Raw genomic sequence first — 17,174 nt, 5'->3', positions numbered from 1 at the left:
TTATTAATTGTATCCTTTGTATGGTACTTCTTTTTCGTGGAAAACGACACCATAGTCTTCCAATTCATCCAGAATAGTTTGGTATACTTCTTTTTTGATTGGCAGTTGTACACCCGGAGTTTTAATTGTTCCATTGAGGATTTGCAGAGTTGCCATTGCTACCGGTAAACCTACTGTTTTGGCCATGGCTGTATAGGTTTGATCATCGCCAATACACACCATAGTGGCATCTATTTGTTTTCTTTGACCATTGATTTCATACCCAAATTTATGGTACATCACAATCATATCTTTGTCATTCGGTTGTAATGTCCACGAATCGGTTAGGATTTTTTCGAGAGCTTGCGCTGGAGTGGCATTCTTCAGGCCAAGTGTCTTATTCGGGTTAAAGATGTCCAATTCGACTAATTTGTCCCACATTACATCGTCTTGATCGATTTTCAATTGGTGGCGTAATTTGATTTCCACAGAATCCGTGGTATGATAGGGAAGGAACAAGTTGATGAATTCGCGGTAGCTCATGTTTTCAGAATCATCGATAACATACGTATCATCAGTCATTCCAAGTTGTACGAACATATCCCATGCTTTAGAATAGCCAACACGGCGAATGGTTCCTCTGAAAACGGTTAACGCATCGTCTAAACCATACACACTTCTGTATTTTAACGAATCGCGATTGGCGTACCCTTCAAATCGGCCATAACCATCCACTTCAAGAAATTCTGTTCTTCGGAATAATTTATTGTACGGGATGTATTTGTAAGTACCTTCCTGAATGAATTTCGCAGCACCACCTTGTCCTGCCAGTACTACATTTCGTGGCGCCCACGTGAATTTATAATTCCAAAGGTTAGTGTCAGATTCAGGAGCCACTAAACCGCCACAGAAAGATTCGAATAAAATCATTTTTCCGCCTTGTTCACGGATTTCATCCAATACTTTCATGGCGCTCATGTGGTCTATACCTGGATCAAGACCGACTTCATTCATAAAAACCAATCCGTTTTCCTTGGCTGCTTCATCCAGACTTTGCATGGCATCACTGATGTATGATGCAGTGACCATATGTTTTTTGAAAGTAATACAATCTTTAGCTACTTCAATATGCATATGAGCCGGAAGCATGGATATTACGATATCGGCTTTTTGGATTTCGGCTTGACGTTGTGATTCATTGTTAATGTCCAATGCAATGGCAGTGGCATTTTTGTGACCGTTTGTTTTGCGTAAGGCCAATTCTTGTGACAAATCGCCAATGGTAAGATGTAGGTTTTCACTTTCCGACTTCTCTAAAAGATATTTAATAAGCGACGACGCCGAGCGTCCTGCTCCAATAATTAATACGTTTCTCATGGTTGGTTGCTATAAAAAATCACACAAAAGTAGCAAAATGTTATATTTATGAAAGTATTGTTGTTAGAAAAGCAAATAAATTAATGATCCTGTCGTATTTTTGAAGAAAAATATCTTAATGGAAAAGAAGATTGTATTAACCGCTTTGGTTTTTGGTATGGTTTCGATTGTATTGGGTGCTTTTGGGGCGCATGCTTTAAAAAAAGTATTGAATGCAGATCAATTGAACTCTTTTGAAGTAGGCGTACGTTATATGATGTACCATGCTTTGTTTTTGTTGTTTTTGGGTACCACACAACTGATTTTACCGGAACAAAAAAACATAGTATTTACACTGACCTTGTTTGGCGTTTTGTTCTTCTCTGTGTCTATTTTCTTACTTTCTACAACAGCAATAACAGGTTTGAATTTAAAGTTCTTGGGTCCGATTACGCCTATTGGCGGATTATTGTTAATCCTTTCATGGTCAATGCTTTTCTATTACATTATCACAAAAAGAGCGTAATCTGTTAAGCATTAAAAATAAATTTATACTTTTGCGCAAATATTATAGTGCAACACAACTAGTAATTTATGGAAACATACACCCCAACTACGAAAACGATTTCGTTGGAAAAGTACGGAATCAAAGGCGTTAAAGAAATTGTATATAATCCTTCATACGAGCTATTATATCAGGAAGAACTAAATCCTAACTTAGAAGGATTTGAAAGAGGACAGTTAACCGAGCTTGGTGCTGTAAATGTAATGACTGGAGAATTTACTGGTCGTTCCCCAAAAGACAAATACATTGTTAAAGATGCCGTTACAGAAAACACGATTTGGTGGACTTCTGAAAAAGCAGTAAACGATAACAAACCCATTTCTACGGATACGTGGAATGCATTAAAAGAAAACACAGTATCGCAATTGTCTGAAAAGAGATTATTTGTTGTAGATACTTTTTGTGGTGCTAACGAAAACACCCGCTTGAAAGTGCGTTTTATTGTTGAAGTAGCTTGGCAGGCGCATTTCGTTAAAAACATGTTCATCCGTCCGACAGAAGCTGAATTAGCATCATATGGTGAGCCTGATTTCGTGGTAATGAATGCTTCGAAAAAAGGGTTTGCAGATTTTAAAAATCACGGATTGAATTCGGAAGTATATATTGCGTTCAATCTTACTGAAAAAATCCAATTGATTGGTGGTACTTGGTACGGTGGTGAGATGAAAAAAGGATTGTTCTCAATGATGAACTATTACTTGCCATTACAAGGAATGGCTTCAATGCACTGTTCGGCAAATAAAGGTAAAGATGGTGATGTAGCAGTATTCTTCGGATTATCTGGTACAGGAAAAACGACTTTATCAACAGATCCTAAACGTGAATTGATTGGTGACGATGAGCACGGATGGGACAATGATGGTGTCTTCAACTTTGAAGGTGGTTGTTATGCGAAAACAATTGATTTAAGTAAAGAAAACGAGCCTGATATTTACGGAGCCATTAAAAAAGATGCGTTGCTAGAAAACGTAACGGTTGATGCGAATGGTAAAATTGATTTCAAAGACGGTTCGGTTACTCAAAACACTCGTGTTTCTTACCCAATTCATCACATTAATAATATTGTGACTCCGGTATCGAAAGCGGGACATGCAACGAAAGTAATCTTCTTAACGGCAGATGCTTTTGGAGTTATGCCTCCGGTTTCTAAATTGACACCAGAGCAAACCAAATACTATTTCTTGTCTGGATTTACAGCTAAATTAGCTGGAACAGAAAGAGGTGTAACGCAACCAGAGCCTACTTTCTCAGCATGTTTCGGTAAGGCGTTTTTATCATTACACCCTACCAAATATGGTGAAGAGTTAGTGAAGAAAATGGAAGAGCACAATGCAAAAGCCTATATGGTAAATACAGGTTGGAACGGTACTGGAAAACGTATTTCCATTAAAGATACCCGTGCGATTATCGATGCGATTTTGGATGGTTCTATTGAAAATGCAGAATCAGCTATTGTACCGGTATTCAATTTTAATGTACCGACTGCATTACCGAACGTAGACACTAACATTCTAGACCCGAGAAATACCTATGCAGATGCTGCTGAATGGAATGCAAAAGCAGAAGATCTTGCTGGAAGATTTATTAAGAACTTCGTTCAATATACTGACAATGAAGAAGGTCAAAGCTTAGTTAAAGCTGGACCGCAATTATAATACGGTTATTATTATTGTTAGAAAAAGAGTTGCTCATAAGGCAACTCTTTTTTGTTTTTATACTAGTTCTTTAGTTTTAGGATAAAGGAATCGATTGCGAACCTCAACGTTATTCCTTTTTGATTTCCGCAATAAATTTTTCGAATAAGAGGATTGTTTTTTCATTGATTTCCTGGTAGGTCAATCGGTCTTTGGTTTGATAAAAAAACATGACGGCATACGATTGGTCCAAATTCTCTATAATGATTTGTTTATTCAAGCGATACGTTTCACGTAAGACACGTTTGTAATAATTTCGATCTACTGCCTTTTTGAAATGTTTTTTAGATACGGATACGCCCATCTTAATTTTGGCACCGTCTTCTAGTGGAGTTGCTGCATACACCAAACGCAAAGGATATTTTGATACCGACTTTCCTTCCGAGAAAAGTAAGTCGATCGTGTTTTTGCTTTTCAGCTTTTCGTGTTTGGGGTAAGTGTTTTTCATTACCGCAAAGGTAACTATTCATTTGAAAATTTTTTTATGGAAAAAAGGAATTGCCGAATTTAAATTTCTATTTTCGTAACATTAAAAATATATTTATGAGAAAAGTTGTACTTGGAGTAGTGGTGGCTTTATTTTCTTTAACTGTTTCAGCTCAAAAGAAAGACGCTATCTATAAAAAATTAGCAGAGAAAACGTGTGATTGTTCCATTAAGAAAGGACCTAATATCGGTGATATGGAATTAGGGCTTTGTATTTTCGAAGCGGTAGGTACTTTGGATGAGAAAGAGCAAAAAATCATGGGAATCAACCCTAACAAAAAAATGGAATCCATTGAAAAAATTGCTGAAGGTGTGGGTATCGAGATGGCATTAACATGTCCTCAAGTTTTTAAAAACATGAAAGATGATGAAGGAAAGCCTCTTTTTGAAGATGGAGGAGCTTCTACTTTTACTGCTTCAGGAGTAATTGAAGACGTAGTTGCGAATGAATTTAAAACCATCAAATTGAAAGATGAAAGCAATATGTCTAGAGATTTCATTTGGTTGACACAGTTTGAAGGAGATTCTTTACTATTGAAAAACAAAGTGGCCAAAGGCGATAAAGTTGAAATTTCTTTTGCTGAAGAGACTTTCTTCGATAACAAAACAAATACGTACCGCGTATTTTATACGATCAGAGGTATTAAATTACTTTAAAAATAAGAGGCTCAATTGAGCCTCTTATTTGTTTTTAACCAGTTTCTTTGCGATTTCATTGAGTTGTTCTCTGTTGTTATCGATATAAAACAAGCCAGCCTGAATGAGTTCGTAAATATTCTTTTTGGAAGTATCATCCATTTCCGAAGAAGCATTTTTTAGATCTGGCATGATACGGTAATAGTTTTTACGGTTTCTTGGCCCTAAAGTCTGTGCCATTTTGGTGAGGTAATAGTCTACGGTTTCGGCATTGGCGGTTAGTAAGATATCAATTAACGGAGACACCCATTTGATTTTTCCGGCATTTTCAAATTCTTTAAAAGAGTAAGGTTTTAATACCTGTCCGGTTCCAATGGAAACTATGATCATGTCTTTGATACTCGGGTAGTCGGGTTTGTCACTTTCCTGTATTTTTTTCGAAAACGGAATTTTTCTAGCTTCAGCATAAGCACACATTGCAGGATTGTTGGCGTAGACACCGCCATCAACGAAAGTGTATTCTTGGCCGTAAAGCGATTTGATTTTGGCAGGTTCAAAGTAGGTTGGCGCGGCGCTGGTTGCTCGACAAACATCCTTGATGTAGAAATTTTCCAAAGGTGCGTTTGCTTCATGGCTACAGAAGAACTTGGCTTTGCGCGAACTAATGTCGTATGACGTAATTAAACAGGGTTTTATAAGGTCTTTAAGCTCCAATTGACCAAATACCTCATCGAGTTGTTTTTCGAGGTTCTTTTGGGAAATTTTTTCATTGAATAAACCAAAAGGATTGATTAATCGTTCCCAGAACGAAACATTGAAGATAGAATCCCCTTTTTTAGCATACAATTCAAGCGCTTCGGTGATGGAGTATTTCGCTTTTTTATTATTGTCCGGGAAGAGTATAAGAGCAGTGATGAGTCCGCCCGTGCTGGAACCTGCCACCAAATCGAAATAATCGCCAATTTTAGCATTGGGATTGTCGATTCGCTGGAGTTGTTCCTCGATGTATTTTAGGATGACGCAGGTGATAATTCCCCGGATACCACCGCCATCCAAACTTAATATTCTGATTTTTTTAGTCATGTTTATATTCTAATAATAATCGATTTTAAAATAATTTTAAGGATACTGTTTTGTATCGCATTGATTTTAATTTGGCTCAATCCTGCTTCTTTCAAGGCTTCGAGGTTGATCAATTCCTTTTGGCTGATGATTAACCATTCGATTTCTTCCAAAGACAATAGACCTTCTTGGTACAACGCCTGCCATTTGTTGAGTTTATCTTCCGACTGTTCCAAATAGCGGTTGATTTCCCTTTCAATTTTTGGAGGAAAAGTTAGATGATTTTCGTCAAATGACAGTAAAATATTTGTTTTAATTTCGGCGATAAATGGATGAGTGTGCATGGCTTATTTTATTTTTTGAGTTTCAAGGGTGATGATTTGATCGAAAGTTTCGTTGATTTGTTTTGCGGCTTCTTTGGAAAAATCAGGATGGAGTTTTTCTTTTTGATGCCAGAGCGCGAATAATTGTGACAGCAATGTTTTTTCGCTTCCTATGACTCTAGACCACATGGCAACCGTAATAGCATTGTTGGGTTTACTTTTTTCGTAGGCATACTGTTGTTGCAGTTCCAGTAATAAAGCTGTGGCTTCGGTTTGATGGATTGCATAGTTTTCCTGTGATTTCGAAATTAGTTGATAGGTCCTGACTTTTAACGCCACTGTCTTTTGGTGCGAGTAACTGTCGTATGCTGCTATTTTTGTGATTTGGCAGGAGGTAAGGATCAAAAAGACGGCAGTAATTTTAAATAATGTTTTCATAACGTGATTTTTTTCTTAGAGTATATTGGGTTTTCTTACCAGTTCTTCGCATTTACAATACAAATATAATTGAAAATAATCTTATTTACAATTATATATTAAGAAAATAATCTTATTTATATTGATTCTTTATGTTTGAGAGGGTTTGCAATAGTTACTATTTACTTTTCACTGTTTGTTGCCAAAGTTGTAAGTGGTATTACAAAAAAAGCCACCCTCAGGCAGCTTTTAAACTTATTGAAAACTAAGTTTTATGAACAAGTCGTCAATACAGACCAATAGCGTTTTATAATTGGCTGTACAGACATTATTTTATTTATTTGTATTCGTAGGTCAGTTCGGTTCGTACAATCGGGCCAAAACTTAAGGTTGTTTCGGTTATTTCTTTCAGTATTTCCCCGTTTTTTTTAAAATAATAGGAGTATTTATTTTTGTGCCAAGTTTGTCCAATTGTCAAAAGGGATTCAGCTATTGCATTATCAGAAGTGGTGTCAAGGAGTTGTGTAATGTTATTGGTTCCGGTGAAATAATCAAGGCAAACGTTTTTTTTCCATTCCTTTCCGAAGAGGTATTTTTGATAGTTGAAATTGTTTTTGTGTTTGGTATAAGAATAGGTACATGTTGAAGGAATCAGGTTTGGAGAAACTTCGGTATTCGGTTCAAAATGCATCAAGTTACCGTTAGTGTATGAAAAAACGGTGTGATAGTTTAAGTTTATTGATAGTAATTTATTAGTTATGATGTTGTAGTTTTTGTCTAGCCCCAGTTCATTTACCGCTTCACCGTCCCGGAATATCATTATTCGGTTTGGCTCATAGATGAATTCAAAATTGGTGGTGTAATGTTGGTTTTGATATTGTGTTTTCCGGTCTATGGCTGTTATTCTTCCCCGCTCATCATATTGGTATGTTCTGGTTTCCTGTAAATCGGGATTAGCGTTGAACGACTGGTATTTTGAAACCAGGTTTTGGTCATTGTATTCAAAATCAGTGTGGTCACCGTTTTTTTCCTGAATGTTCATTAGTTTATTGTTGCAAAAGTTCAATTTATGGAAATAGTAGGGCTGTTGGCTTCTTCCAGAATAATAATTTCTGGATATGGAAATTAATTCACTTTCTTGATTTCCGGAATCTTCGGAAGAACAGGAAGCGATTATAAGTGTGATGAAACAAGTCAGGATTTTTTTCATTTTTATAGTTTAAAGGTTATACGATTAAGTAAATAAAAATGAAAAAGGTTGCGTGATGCAATACTTTATTTTTCTTGATTTAAATTAAGTCATTGATTTAAAGTGTTTTATCCGTAAATTTACGGATACATTTCGCGCCGTTTGGTTGCCATTCTTTTTTTGTTCACTTAATTTTTAGCACCATGTTTATAGTCCGGGAAATTTTTTATTTGCAGTTTGGCCGTTTCAAAGAGGCCAAAGCCTTAGTAGATGAAGCTACCAAAGTGGGATTGATTGTATTGCCTACTGGTGGTAGGATTTTGACGGATTTTACGGGAGAAGGGTACCGATTTATACTGGAATCGCCTTATGCGTCATTGGCGGCTTTTGAGACTGATTTAGCGCGGGAAATGAGTGCGCAGGCCTGGAAGGAATGGTATGAGAAATTCAAGCTTTTGGTACGGCATTCGGAACGGGAGATATTGAAACAGATTTCATGATAAAAAAACCTTGCAATTGTTAGTTGCAAGGTTTTTTTGTTTTAATGAGCACGGATTCCTTCGGCTGTCGCTACGCTCGAGTGCAAATCCGCGCTATCGGGGGCATCCTCGAAGTTAAATTTTCTCTGAATCCGTTAATTGTTTTAAAGGTATTTTTTTTTCGTTTACACTCACTGGAGCCGTATCTTTTTCAAGTGGTATCACGGATTTATTTTTAATGTAAACCAGTTGTATAGTTGAGCCTGTGTTCAAAATATTTAGATTATAACCCTCAAAAGATCCTATCCCGAACATTTCTTTCGTTTCAGGGATATAATATTCACCAAGATCTTCCATTCCTTTTAATGACAAGTGATAGAGGTTGAATCGCGGTAATCCTTCTGTGAAGGAAGGTGTTACAATATAGCCGACACTTTGTTCTTGATTGTAGAAAATTTTTATTTTTTTCTCAGCAAATTCATAACTCGAGTCGTAAGTGAAATTTATCACGATTCTCTGCCAATCCATTAGTTTTTTTCCATTTTTAATTAAAGCAATGTATGCCTCTTCCCCGATGTATCTGATTAAAAAAGTTTTATCATTTGACTTGATATTTAGACTTTTTATAGATTCATTTGAGTAATCGCTTTCATATTTGGATACAATTTGTTTAAATTCTGTCTGATTCATCTTGCTTTGTGAAAAACAAAGGTTAACGAATAACAATAAAACAGTTATTAACCTATTCTTTAATTCTTCCAGCTTGAGCTGTTTTCTTTTGTTTGTCAATGTCATCATTATTTTGTTCGTTTGCTTTTTTGAAATGCACATAAAATCCGGGATTACATCTGTATTTTAGTCCTTTACCTATTGCTGTTGGACTTGTAAATATTTCGAAATGTAAGTGAGGGGCACAAGTTCCATTATTTTTAATACCAGACACACCACTTTCTGCAATCACTTTTCCAGAATCTACTACCGTTGGATTTCCATTAGGGTCTTTTTTTTCAACTAAAACATTGCTTAAATGCCCGTAAAAAAGGTAAATATCATTTGTTTTATCAAAACCTTCACCTTGAACAATTTCACCTTTTGCACTATAGTCTACAACATAATCTCTTCTATGTGCAAGAAATGCTTCTTTGTCTAGAACTTTTAATGTTATGGTATTTCCATAACCATTATATCGTGCTATTTCATGAACTTCACTTTTAACACATGCATAAATATTACTGCCCGGCTTCGCAAATAAATCCAGCCCTTGATGAGGGCCACCGTTTCTAGTATTGCCAAATAAGCCCCAATATTCACCTTCAGTCCCTTTTCCTCCATAACCATTCTGTGTATGAAGGGTACAGATTGGATTATCTACAGGTTCATGCCATGTACCTGAAGTTACTTGGCTCCTTGATGTTTCTGTTGCTGTGGCTTTTAATACATCATAGGCGGCTAGAACATAGTCTCTTCGGATTACCTTTTTGGTATTGTCTTCATTCCCGTTGATTATATTCGATATGGCTAATATATGACTTTTTTCTATTCCCTTATCTGCCAGTTCATTCAATTTGTTTGAATCCCAGAAATATATTGCTGATAGTACAATAAATTTTGGTTCCAATATTTTGTCGGGATTTCCAACAAAGTCAACTTCTTCTAATTGTAACTCTTCTCGTTGTTTGTCATACCATTTTTGAAAAAGCTTATAATGGCTTTTTCCTGTTACCTGTAATAACCCCCTTCCCCTATAATTATAACCGTCTTGAAGCGGGTCGGAGAGTTTGTTCTCAGGACAGGTTGTGTTACCCAATTCGCCAGCTTTTGCGCCTGTAGCATAGGCGTAGTTAGCTACTTGAATTTGCATTGACTTTGTTACAGCATTTTTATTGGTTTCATAACCTAAAAGATTTGCTTTTTGTAGGCCTTCTGTAGAATTGAAATTTTTGAAAGTTTTTGGTAAAGCGCTTTTTTTGTAAATGAAATCTTCTTTATAACTCCAGAATTTGGTTTCTTTTGCTATCTGACCCAAGAAATGTGCTTTTCTTAAATTATTTTCATTCAAACCAAACTTTTGCATATATAAGTTTAGATATTCAATATAAGACGGTATTCGTCTATTGTAAGGACTCTTTTTGTTAATACTCCCGTGTCCTGTTTTAGACATGAATAGATCAAGAAGTTCTTCTGTGATTTTAATGGCTTGTCCTGAATTTTGAGTTTCTTGATTTTCAGACGCCTCATTGCCTGTGTTCTGGTTTTGAGTTTCTGTATTTTGTGAATTACTTACGTTTAATGCGATTGACACATCATTACTCGGTTTCTTAAAGAACGCGTATACCTGAATTTTTGAGGGATTTTTGTGAAAGGTACAACTCATTACATTTTTAAGGCCGTTTTGGGTTTCAATAGCATAATTGAAATCTGTGAATTCCCCATCATCATAGCGGTATTGCCATTTCATCAATACTAATTCCGTTGGATTTAAATACTGTTTGGGAGTTGCGGCAAAATAGTATTTGACATCCGTTTTGATATCGGTGGCCAAAGTGGTGCATTCAGCTGTTGTGAAAGGACCTTCCACTTTTTCGACTCTGCGTGTTTTATTCCAGTAGGTGCTGAAAGTGTTGGCTAAGGTGGATGTGATTACTCCAGTCTTATTGTATATTTTGAAGAAGGACGCTTCAGTAAAATCCTGTTTTTTGGTGTCTAAAATGACATCCTTCTGATAATCGTACAACTGTGCATAAATGGTGACAGTTTTCAATTCCGGCTTACTAAAACTCATGGCGTTTTGGAATCCTTTTTTGGAATCCATTGGGAGGTATATTTTTTTGGATGAATTATTATCCAAAACATCATAAATTATATTTTCCACTCGCAAAAGAATTCGGTGTTTGTTGGCGTCAAATTTTTTGACAACCGGATAGATGATATGATTTAATGGGGAATTGGAATTGAGTGTATATAAGTCGATTCTATCAATTGTTGCCATGTTTCTCGGTGTTTAAGGTTACCTCCAATTCGTATTTAGGATAAAGTTCTTTGCAACATTTGGAACTTTTCAAAAGACGGTTTGTATCATTTTCATTGAGCACAAACAAATCAATGTGGTAGTTTCTTGCGGAAGTCCAAACTGCAGTATTGATGATTTTGTATTTTGTTTGTATGATGATGTCCCAGTCTTTGCCTTCCAGTGTATTCCATTCTTCGAATGGTTTTCTGGCGCGGCTTCCAAAAAGGTAAATTTTTTCTATTGGAGTGATTTTTTCTATTTCTTCTTTTAAGTCATGAAGAATATACGGCAGCACTTGATCGTGCTGCCATATAAACTCCCTTTTTATTGTACTCATAGGGATTTTTGTTAGAATTAAACTGCAAAACGGTTGAAGTTCAAAGGTTTGTTGATTTCGTTTGCCACTAAATGTTGTCCGAATTTGTCTGTCAATCTCACGTTAATGTACTGTGTATCGTTCGGTGAGATTAATTTCACATAGCTTTTGCCATCGGTCACAATCTTTAAGAAATCGAAAGCATCATTACCTCCAGGTTTTCGGAATTGAAAAGTTTTGATTTTATCGGTATCAACAGTGAATAAAATACCGTTTTGGTTTTCCGGCAAGGCATCTGCCTTTACACCATCTATACCGGAAAGCTGTTCTGCCAATTCCTGATAAATTACCTGAGAAGAGCTACTTGATAACCAGGCTGCATCGCGATCTACTTCAATCGTTTCACCCATACATTCATAAACTATAGGGAAGGACACATCAGCGTCGAATTCTTCTATGGTTTGGTAACTATCCCATCCTTTGAAAGCAAACTGTATTTTCTTTCCGGTCATTTCCTCGCTTTGACCGATTTGAGCGTCATTCAGAATGAAATTACTACCTTGAGGTACTGCTGCCGGGTTCTCAAAATCAGATAAATCTTCATTGAAAGGCAATGCTTTTTCGACCTTTAATCCGATACTTTCCGCTTGTAAAATAGTCAACGTAGTTGGGATTCTCGTTGGCCACGCTTTTCCTTGTTTTTGGCCTTCCGGTTCACGTAATTCATCAACAATAGATAAGTACATTGGATCTCCAATTACCGGCACTTCACCACCATTCCATAATTTACCCGTAGCTAAGTACAGTTGTACTGCATTTTCGAATCCAGGTTTTACGGTTACAATTACTCTAGCCATTCCACTTTGTAAAAAGGAACGGAAAATTGGATCATTGTTGTCATTTAGATACATTTTGGACCAATTGTTTCTGTTACCCCAATAATAAGGATAGAAGAAGTAGCTCATGATGTTCCACTCAAAGGCTTGTTCCATGAATTTTACCAATTCAGCATATTGATCCAATTTGTCGGTTACTTTAATATCGGTTCCGGTAAAACTTTCCACCAATTGATTGTTTTGGTTGTAATAATGGTCTTTTCCAAAGGTCAAATCGTCATTTTGATTTTGAGAAATCAAGTAAGAAATACAGTTTTTTCGTAAAACCATGTTTTCAATTTGGCGGTAAAACCCTGGATTTTCGCCTGAAATTCGAACTCCTTTAGCTTCTTCAGCGGCTACTTTTTGTTCGTATTTTGCCAATGCTTTTTCATATCCTTCAATGATTAAATTGAAAATACGTTGTTGTTCTTGGATTTTTCCTTCTGGTGTTAATTCACAGTACAATTCAATATTTAAATTTCCATCGAAGAAATTCGACATTGTATACGATACAGGGAACGTAGTGTTATAATTGGTTGAATCAACATTTTCAAATGTCATTTGCACATTTCCATCCGTATAATAAATTACATTATAGTGCGTATGACTGAATATCCACCAACCGTGTGTGGTTTGCGTAACCGCATAGTGACTTTTCGGAGCAATCATATAACTTTTGGCTCCCAGAGTTACATTCACACCACTGAAAACTGCAGCATCATAATCTTTTGCAGCAAATACGTTTCCTACTGCTTTTTTTACTTTATACCCTTTTGGGATTTCGACTTCAATTTTATCTGAGTTTCCTTCATAATTACCGATGGATTTCCCTTCGTACTTCATTTTCATTGAAGCACCAACAGTAATGTTGTTTTCCAACATATCTTCAATTTTAACATTGTACTCTTTCAGCCAATGTTTTAATTTGTTTGGATCAGAAACATCTGTATAATCGTTCAAGCGGAATAATCCTTCAGTACGTGGATCGACTGGTTTCACCAAGAACGATTTACTGTCTTTTTGTGAAACCTCCATGCCCAGTTTGTGTAATTTAGCGGGTTCTGGAATCATGAATTCAAACATCATGCGTTTCCCGAAATTGTAAATTTGGTTTTTGAATACTTTATCTACCCATCGATAAACACCCACGACGTGTTTGTCTCCTTTTCTGTTGTCGAATTCATGAAGATTATTCTCTTCAAATTCGTCGATCATTTTTTCTGTTCGCTCTTTGTGAACTTTAGTTACGATTTTATCAGACGCTTTTTGTGTTACTTCTTTCGCTTGCGTTAGCGCTTGTTTGGTGTTTTCTTCTTTAGAAGAATGTGTAGCATAACTTCCGGCAACACCAAAGCTAATTGGGCCATACGAACCGTCAACATGAGCCGAAATATTCATGTCTTTCGTTTGTTGTATCGCTTTAGCAATTTCAGATTGCATTTCAAATCTGTCTGTAGAAGCCGTATCTCGTAATTGTTCTTTTTCGGTATCTGTAGATTCTAATGATGAAATTTCGCTTTTTGTAGTTTTACGCGTTGATTTTTCTCTGCGTTCCCTAGCCATGACATTTTCAATATGTGCTACTTCACCTTCAACATACCCTTGGATACTTTGTTCTACTTTAAGATAATCAGCAATACCCAATCTCTTTATTCCAAATCCTTTAGGAATGAAGCTTTTTGGTGTAGTTGCAGTGTTACCTGTGCCCGAAGTTGTTCCGGAACCTGAAGATCCGCTACCAGGGTTGTCAATCACTATAAAATTTCCGTTAATACAAGCATTTAAATTGATCGTAGCCGTTTTAAAAGTAATTTTTTTACCGTTATTAAATACAATAGAGAAATTTACAATTCCATTGATAAGTGATGTGTCCGGTAGTCCTGTTCCAAATAAATCTTTGAAGAGTAATTGGTTTCCAGATTTAGTCAACACATAATAATCATCTATCATAGCTATACTGTTGGGTTTAGATAGGGTATAGGTCATAGATGTTACTTCCCAATTTGGATCAGGCATGTTTAACGTCAATTCCAATTTATGCGTGCCTTGCGATACATTTACAGGACACAAAGTATATTGAAGTGGAACTAAAATTGGGGTTGAATTTCCTCCCGTATCTAAGATGTCGAATACCAAAGTGTTTTGATAAGTAGTTCCTACCACAAAGCTTAAGCTTGTTGGGTTGAAAGCCACCCTTGCTACTTGACCATTTTCAAAACGGATAACAGCGGAAACCGTCTTCAAAGCACGTAACTCAGCAGAAGTGAAACCTTGACCGAATAAATTATTCAGGTTATGTGTAGTTCCACTTATCATTTCAGTATAGCTGGTTCCGGTATGAGTTGTTATTAATTCTTTTGCTTCATACTCAATGCTGGCAATTTGATAATTTGGATCAGCGATTTCTATAGACAAGCTAAAGTTATATTTTGCTGTAGTTGAAATTGGCGAATCAACTAAATTTTGTGTTAACCCATCGGCTCTATCTATGTCAGCTAGTAAAAGGGTTCTTCTTGGAGTTAATTTACAAGTAAAATTGGGTAAAGCGCTTCCACTGTTTACTACTGGAACGATTACACCTCCTAGACTCATGAATTCCTCTTTCTCCATTGTGCTATTGGTGAAAATGCTGTTCGCTGAATCTGTAATTTTTTCGCCTAGATAGTTTTCGATGGCACTATACGTTTGAAATTCAGTTCTTACTGTTGGTAATTCGTCGATAAAACGCATTTCAGTTATGATGTCATCACTAGGTCTTATACTAGGACCTTCTACGAAGAGTGTTTCGAATAACTCTCTTGATGATTCAGATAATCGTATTTGTAATTCGGCAAGATCGATTTCCTGTTGGTAGTTGAATACGAATTCTGGAATAACAGGTTTCTCAATTCTACTTCTCTCTAAGTCCCTTTTTGCTTCACTAACATCTTCAGTGAAAGTGGCTTCTAATTCTAAGAGTTTCGATTCATATAGATCTAGAATAGGTTTGATGGCCGCTTGATGTTCTCTTTGTGCGGTTTCATAAGCTGCCGCATAACTTTCCTTATAGTTTTTAGAAAGTTTGTCCATCTCACTTTTTAGTGCTTCTAATCTTTTTTTGGTATACTCAGCAGCAGCCACCTCCATCATTTTTTTATCTTGCTTTGATGTTGGTTTTTCTAAAGTTGTGTATTCCGTTAATGCTGGGATAGAATTTTCCAAATTTTCAGGAAGAATTTGCAAAGTGTTGTTTAGCGTTTCACCTGAAGCAATTGGATTTACATCATCTAGAAATAAATGTGCAGGTAATACCACTTTTGCGTTTTTTAGAATCTCCTCATTGGATTCTGTATGATTATCTGCATAATGAATTCCTTTTAGTGTCTGAATGATAGCTTCTTTTACGTAAAAATCAGCCTGAGTGAGCATCTGGAACACTAGATTGCTCCATAAGTTTTCAATAGGATCTACTTGAGCCGGTATTCTGCTTAGTTCTATTGCATTATCAACTAACAATGCATCCTCTAGATTGATGGTTTTGTTTTGAGCAAGACTTTCTCCGATAGCTAAATAATTAGCATAGATAGCTTTGATTTCCTCAACGGTTTTCAATTGTTTGAATTCAAGAATTGAAGGTGGAGCTGCTTGAATATTTTTGGCGGCTTTTTCTAGGAATTCTATTTTTGTACCGTTTTTTCCGTTCCAATCGCCCAATGCGTCATCGAAAATTCCAGAAATTCCGGATGGTCTATAAATAAAGCCTAAATTGGTTTGTGTGTCAGATGCAGGTAACTGTGGGTTACGAATGCTTGTAAATCTGAATAATGTTTGTGAATTGTTTGTACTCATAAAAATGTTTTTGTATAAATGATTTTTTGGTATTGATGAGTTGCGCATCTGCATCAATAGAAGAATATATTCTTGTAAAAATGTCTTTCGGAATAATTACAATGCAAATATATAAGAATATAATCTAATATGCAAATGAAAAGAAGAAAATATTCTTTTAAAAGATGAATTATTTCACAATGTTTTGATTTTGTTAGAAATAAAGCTTGTATATAAAGAAAATATTCATACTTTTGGCTTTATAAATTTGATTATCATGGTTTCAGAACGTTTAGGGCAATATTTAGATGCGAAAGGAATTAGCTATTATGCCTTTGAAAACAGTTTAGATGCTGGTAGGGGAAGTATTTCTAAAGCGGTAAAAGAAGGGAAGAGTATTGGTTCCAATATGTTGGAAAATATTCTTACAAAGTATACTGATTTGAATCCTACTTGGTTATTGACTGGTGAAGGTGAGATGTTGGTTTCGGATACTGCTCCGACCTCCACTGCAAGTATGGATACGTACCGACTAAAGACTGATCACGACATGGAAAGTCAACAAATTCCATTGTATGATATTGAGGCTGTTGCTGGTTTAGTACCATTGTTTAAAGATTCCAAAGCACAAGAACCTTTGGATCATATTTCGATTCCGCATTTGCCAAAATGCGATGGAGCGGTTTATGTGACTGGTGACAGTATGTATCCGTTGTTGAAAAGTGGCGATATTGTTTTGTACAAACAAGTAAATGATGTGCAGAATGAGATTTTCTGGGGCGAAATGTACTTGTTGAGTATCGATATGGGAGGTGAAGAGTATGTTACAGTAAAATACATTCAAAAATCAGAACAGGACGGATATGTGAAATTGGTAAGCCAGAACAAGCATCATCAAGATAAAGATGTCCATATGTCTAAGATTAGAGCTTTGGCTTTGGTGAAAGCAAGTATAAGAATAAATTCGATGAACTAAA

Annotated in this window: 15 protein-coding genes; 5 read left to right on the top strand and 10 right to left on the bottom strand. The window is 36.1% G+C overall.

All coding sequences use genetic code 11. From position 1 onward, the window contains the following. Positions 1–3 precede the first annotated feature (3 nt). Positions 4–1,356, bottom strand: a complete 1,353-nt coding sequence (locus tag ACFO7M_RS03955) for a saccharopine dehydrogenase family protein (RefSeq protein ID WP_379717871.1) — start codon at positions 1,354–1,356, stop codon at positions 4–6. Between the two features lie 118 nt (positions 1,357–1,474). Here ACFO7M_RS03955 and ACFO7M_RS03950 point away from each other — a divergent pair, with 118 nt between their 5' ends. Next, positions 1,475–1,861: a DUF423 domain-containing protein gene (locus ACFO7M_RS03950; RefSeq protein ID WP_379717873.1), complete on the top strand. Its 387-nt coding sequence runs from the start codon at positions 1,475–1,477 to the stop codon at positions 1,859–1,861. Between the two features lie 68 nt (positions 1,862–1,929). Continuing rightward, on the top strand, positions 1,930–3,555 hold the full coding sequence (pckA, locus tag ACFO7M_RS03945) for a phosphoenolpyruvate carboxykinase (ATP) (RefSeq protein WP_379734139.1): 1,626 nt from the start codon (positions 1,930–1,932) through the stop codon (positions 3,553–3,555). 109 nt (positions 3,556–3,664) lie between these two features. On the opposite strand, the gene rnpA is transcribed toward pckA, so the two are convergent. Then, on the bottom strand, positions 3,665–4,042 hold the full coding sequence (gene rnpA, locus ACFO7M_RS03940; protein ID WP_379717877.1) for a ribonuclease P protein component: 378 nt from the start codon (positions 4,040–4,042) through the stop codon (positions 3,665–3,667). A 95-nt stretch (positions 4,043–4,137) separates the two neighbouring features. Here rnpA and ACFO7M_RS03935 point away from each other — a divergent pair, with 95 nt between their 5' ends. Continuing rightward, positions 4,138–4,737 (top strand): hypothetical protein, encoded by a 600-nt coding sequence (locus ACFO7M_RS03935; RefSeq protein WP_379734136.1) that lies wholly within the window; start codon positions 4,138–4,140, stop codon positions 4,735–4,737. A 24-nt stretch (positions 4,738–4,761) separates the two neighbouring features. On the opposite strand, the gene ACFO7M_RS03930 is transcribed toward ACFO7M_RS03935, so the two are convergent. From ACFO7M_RS03930 to ACFO7M_RS03915, 4 genes are all read right to left on the bottom strand, one after another. Further along, the gene (locus ACFO7M_RS03930; protein ID WP_379734134.1) at positions 4,762–5,799 is read right to left on the bottom strand and encodes a patatin-like phospholipase family protein; all 1,038 of its coding nucleotides are present in this window, start codon (positions 5,797–5,799) and stop codon (positions 4,762–4,764) included. Between the two features lie 2 nt (positions 5,800–5,801). Beyond that, positions 5,802–6,122 carry a hypothetical protein gene (locus tag ACFO7M_RS03925; RefSeq protein WP_379734132.1) on the bottom strand — a complete coding sequence of 107 codons (321 nt, stop codon included), beginning with the start codon at positions 6,120–6,122 and terminating at the stop codon, positions 5,802–5,804. A gap of 3 nt (positions 6,123–6,125) precedes the next feature. After that, positions 6,126–6,539 carry a hypothetical protein gene (locus tag ACFO7M_RS03920; RefSeq protein ID WP_379717887.1) on the bottom strand — a complete coding sequence of 138 codons (414 nt, stop codon included), beginning with the start codon at positions 6,537–6,539 and terminating at the stop codon, positions 6,126–6,128. A gap of 316 nt (positions 6,540–6,855) precedes the next feature. Continuing rightward, positions 6,856–7,728 (bottom strand): hypothetical protein, encoded by an 873-nt coding sequence (locus tag ACFO7M_RS03915; protein ID WP_379734130.1) that lies wholly within the window; start codon positions 7,726–7,728, stop codon positions 6,856–6,858. Between the two features lie 182 nt (positions 7,729–7,910). On the opposite strand from ACFO7M_RS03915, the gene ACFO7M_RS03910 reads away from it, so the two are divergent. Further along, positions 7,911–8,207: a hypothetical protein gene (locus ACFO7M_RS03910; protein ID WP_379734128.1), complete on the top strand. Its 297-nt coding sequence runs from the start codon at positions 7,911–7,913 to the stop codon at positions 8,205–8,207. Positions 8,208–8,321: 114 nt separating this feature from the next. Here the strand turns inward: ACFO7M_RS03910 and ACFO7M_RS03905 are convergent, their stop codons facing one another. From ACFO7M_RS03905 to ACFO7M_RS03890, 4 genes are read right to left on the bottom strand one after another with little or no spacing between them, the layout of a single operon-like run. Beyond that, on the bottom strand, positions 8,322–8,876 hold the full coding sequence (locus ACFO7M_RS03905) for a hypothetical protein (RefSeq protein ID WP_379734126.1): 555 nt from the start codon (positions 8,874–8,876) through the stop codon (positions 8,322–8,324). Between the two features lie 52 nt (positions 8,877–8,928). Next, complete coding sequence (locus ACFO7M_RS03900) at positions 8,929–11,175, bottom strand: hypothetical protein (protein ID WP_379734124.1); 2,247 nt, start codon at positions 11,173–11,175, stop codon at positions 8,929–8,931. Continuing rightward, a complete protein-coding gene (locus tag ACFO7M_RS03895; protein WP_379717897.1) occupies positions 11,162–11,533 on the bottom strand; it encodes a hypothetical protein in 372 nt (123 codons plus the stop codon). The genes ACFO7M_RS03900 and ACFO7M_RS03895 overlap by 14 nt, the downstream gene beginning before the upstream one ends. A 17-nt stretch (positions 11,534–11,550) precedes the next feature. Then, positions 11,551–16,218 (bottom strand): hypothetical protein, encoded by a 4,668-nt coding sequence (locus ACFO7M_RS03890; RefSeq protein ID WP_379734122.1) that lies wholly within the window; start codon positions 16,216–16,218, stop codon positions 11,551–11,553. 256 nt (positions 16,219–16,474) lie between these two features. Between ACFO7M_RS03890 and ACFO7M_RS03885 the strand changes: the two genes are divergently transcribed. Beyond that, complete coding sequence (locus ACFO7M_RS03885; RefSeq protein WP_379717901.1) at positions 16,475–17,173, top strand: S24 family peptidase; 699 nt, start codon at positions 16,475–16,477, stop codon at positions 17,171–17,173. The last annotated feature ends 1 nt before the right edge of the window (position 17,174 follow it).

Source organism: Flavobacterium sp. GCM10023249 (assembly GCF_042653365.1).
Classification (GTDB): Bacteria; Bacteroidota; Bacteroidia; order Flavobacteriales; family Flavobacteriaceae; genus Flavobacterium.
Note: the sequence above shows the minus strand (reverse complement) of the source record. Positions and strands in the feature narration are given on the sequence as shown.

Bases quoted from the DNA above. Each gene is read 5' to 3' on its own strand.
- ACFO7M_RS03955 (WP_379717871.1), bottom strand. From the start codon at position 1,356: ATGAGAAACGTATTAATTATTGGAGCAGGACGCTCGGCGTCGTCGCTT.
- ACFO7M_RS03950 (WP_379717873.1), top strand. From the start codon at position 1,475: ATGGAAAAGAAGATTGTATTAACCGCTTTGGTTTTTGGTATGGTTTCG.
- pckA (WP_379734139.1), top strand. From the start codon at position 1,930: ATGGAAACATACACCCCAACTACGAAAACGATTTCGTTGGAAAAGTAC.
- rnpA (WP_379717877.1), bottom strand. From the start codon at position 4,042: ATGAAAAACACTTACCCCAAACACGAAAAGCTGAAAAGCAAAAACACG.
- ACFO7M_RS03935 (WP_379734136.1), top strand. From the start codon at position 4,138: ATGAGAAAAGTTGTACTTGGAGTAGTGGTGGCTTTATTTTCTTTAACT.
- ACFO7M_RS03930 (WP_379734134.1), bottom strand. From the start codon at position 5,799: ATGACTAAAAAAATCAGAATATTAAGTTTGGATGGCGGTGGTATCCGG.
- ACFO7M_RS03925 (WP_379734132.1), bottom strand. From the start codon at position 6,122: ATGCACACTCATCCATTTATCGCCGAAATTAAAACAAATATTTTACTG.
- ACFO7M_RS03920 (WP_379717887.1), bottom strand. From the start codon at position 6,539: ATGAAAACATTATTTAAAATTACTGCCGTCTTTTTGATCCTTACCTCC.
- ACFO7M_RS03915 (WP_379734130.1), bottom strand. From the start codon at position 7,728: ATGAAAAAAATCCTGACTTGTTTCATCACACTTATAATCGCTTCCTGT.
- ACFO7M_RS03910 (WP_379734128.1), top strand. From the start codon at position 7,911: ATGTTTATAGTCCGGGAAATTTTTTATTTGCAGTTTGGCCGTTTCAAA.
- ACFO7M_RS03905 (WP_379734126.1), bottom strand. From the start codon at position 8,876: ATGAATCAGACAGAATTTAAACAAATTGTATCCAAATATGAAAGCGAT.
- ACFO7M_RS03900 (WP_379734124.1), bottom strand. From the start codon at position 11,175: ATGGCAACAATTGATAGAATCGACTTATATACACTCAATTCCAATTCC.
- ACFO7M_RS03895 (WP_379717897.1), bottom strand. From the start codon at position 11,533: ATGAGTACAATAAAAAGGGAGTTTATATGGCAGCACGATCAAGTGCTG.
- ACFO7M_RS03890 (WP_379734122.1), bottom strand. From the start codon at position 16,218: ATGAGTACAAACAATTCACAAACATTATTCAGATTTACAAGCATTCGT.
- ACFO7M_RS03885 (WP_379717901.1), top strand. From the start codon at position 16,475: ATGGTTTCAGAACGTTTAGGGCAATATTTAGATGCGAAAGGAATTAGC.